Raw genomic sequence first — 262 nt, 5'->3', positions numbered from 1 at the left:
GGGCTAAAGGATTAACAGGAGTGACAGGAACGACCGGAGAAACAGGAGCAACAGGTGTGACGGGCTTACAAGGACCACGAGAAAGCAAGGGAGAGCAAGGGATCGAAGGTCCAACAGGTCCGCAAGGTGTTCAAGATCAACATAGGCTACATGTAGTAAATAGGGAGACAGGAGATCAAGGTCCACAGCGAATCCAAAGTCCACAAGGACTTCAAGCTCCAACGGGTCCACCAGGAATTCACGGAGATCAAGGCCCGCAAGG

At 52.3% G+C, this 262-nt stretch carries 1 pseudogene; it reads left to right on the top strand.

Features of this window, described 5'->3' with window-relative positions:
* Window positions 1–262 (top strand): annotated as a pseudogene (locus K5S59_RS30050) (hypothetical protein); the annotation flags it as partial.

Origin of the sequence: Bacillus sp. BML-BC051 (assembly GCF_019656175.1) — a bacterium.
GTDB lineage: Bacteria > Bacillota > Bacilli > Bacillales > Bacillaceae_G > Bacillus_A > Bacillus_A mobilis.
Note: the sequence above shows the minus strand (reverse complement) of the source record. Positions and strands in the feature narration are given on the sequence as shown.